This window comes from Neobacillus notoginsengisoli (assembly GCF_003515685.1).
GTDB lineage: Bacteria > Bacillota > Bacilli > Bacillales > Cytobacillaceae > Bacillus_D > Bacillus_D notoginsengisoli.
Genome location: NZ_QWEG01000036.1, coordinates 1 through 1908 on the forward strand (window position 1 = coordinate 1; position 1908 = coordinate 1908).

A 1908-nucleotide genomic window follows, 5' to 3' on the forward strand; every position below is an offset into this window, starting at 1 on the left:
TGAAGCCCTGTGACAACGTAACCCCTTCGGGGGTGCAAGCAAACTGACAGGTTGTAACATAAAGTGAATCCTGCCGCCTCGTCAAAAGAGACCTCATTAAGAGGACAAAGAGAAGTCGAGCCTGGAGCAATTGGGCGAAGACCATGGAAGGTGTGAAGAACTTGGAAAAGCAGCACCGAAGAATCTCTCGGGGTATGGGGAGCGACATGTCAGGAAAGTAATTAACGGAACTGGGGAGGCCCTCCTCATCACTTTCTTTGGAAAGTAAAGCTGAAGCCTATAAGCATATGCGAAATGGCGGATGGGTGAAAGGGAGTCGGAAGGGGTCATAGTACCGATTATGACAGCGACAACACAACGCTGCCTAGGGAAGGACGGCGAAAGCCAATACCCTGCTTCGTTCATAAGTTTAAAGGAGGTAAGAGTGAGTGAATGCCACAAAACTGGCTAACTACACCAATGTAAAAGCTCAAGAACTCTGGCAAACTTTATATCTTTGTGCCAAGGAAAAGCCCAACAGGCGATTTCACGCATTGTTTGACAAGGTCTATCGACCTGACATCCTGGCAGAGGCGTGGAAACGGGTTAAGAGGAAGAAAGGAAGCGGCGGAATTGATGGACAGACGATTGAAAAGATCGTCCATGATTACGGAGAAAGCAAATTCCTGAATGAGCTTTATCTTGAATTGAAGGAAAATCGCTTCCATCCAAAACCGGTCCGAAGGGTCCACATCCCGAAAGGGGATGGCAATTTCAGACCACTCGGCATTCCGACCATTAAGGACCGAGTTGTTCAAATGGCGGTCAAAATGGTCATTGAACCTCTTTATGAAGCGGATTTCCAGGATTGTTCCTATGGATTCAGACCGAAGCGGAATGCACATCAGGCAATTGCGAGAATAAGGAAAGCCAGCAGGAAGGCCTACTGGGTGGTTGATGTGGACATCAAAGGATACTTTGACAACATCAATCAGGACAAGCTGATGAAGCTTGTGGAACTCAGGATTAACGACAAGAGAATGCTCAAACTTCTCCGCAAATGGCTTAAGGCAGGAGTCATGGAAGATGGCCATTTCCGTGACTCGGCAACTGGCGTGCCGCAAGGCGGTGTCATTTCGCCTTTACTTTCGAATATATACCTGAATGTGATGGACTCACTATGGCTGAAGAGGTTCTCTCATCTCGGGGAACTGATTCGCTATGCCGATGACTTCGTCATCATCTGTAAATCCAAAAAGGACGCACTTGAAAGCATTGGGGTGCTCAAGGGAATCATGTCGAAGCTTGACCTGACTTTGAGTACAGAGAAATCAAGGCTGGTAAACATCTGGGACAGTACAGACGGCTTTGATTTCCTTGGGCTGCACCATAGGAAATTCCGGAAGCTGAATAAGGGCGGCTCTGAAATACATGTCATGTCCCATATTCCATCCCGCAAGGCGATGAAGAAGATGAGGAGCAAAATCAAGGATTACACGGATAAAAGAAGCAACCTGTACCTTGATATCGATGAACTTATTAAGGGGCTGAACCGGAAACTCCATGGATTCAGGAACTACTACCTGATATCCCCAATCGCCCAAAAGTGGCTGAATCGGATAGACTGGTATGTCCTTGAGAGGCTCTGCCTGTTTTGGAACAAGAAACGAAATATCCGCCACAAACATAGCCGGATAAAGGATGTCATAGAGATGACCAAGGGAAAACTCGTGAAAGTAGCACAATAGGAAAGTACCGTAATGCCAAAGAAAGAAGAACGTCGGAAAGCCGTATGAGGGAAAACCTCACGTACGGTTTGATGAGGGGGAACAGGAAAAGGACTTGCCCACTTGTCTGGCTTAGTAAGGTGGAACACCCTGAAACCCGAGGACAAGAAGGGCAAAGTCTAATTCCTGTTTTCTACTCTAC

1 protein-coding gene is annotated in these 1908 nt (G+C 47.1%); it reads left to right on the forward strand.

What is annotated here, in order from left to right:
• Positions 1 to 428: 428 nt before the first annotated feature.
• Entirely contained in the window at positions 429 to 1727 is a 1299-nt protein-coding gene (gene ltrA, locus D1B31_RS23710) for a group II intron reverse transcriptase/maturase (protein WP_118924980.1), read from the forward strand.
• Positions 1728 to 1908 lie beyond the last annotated feature (181 nt).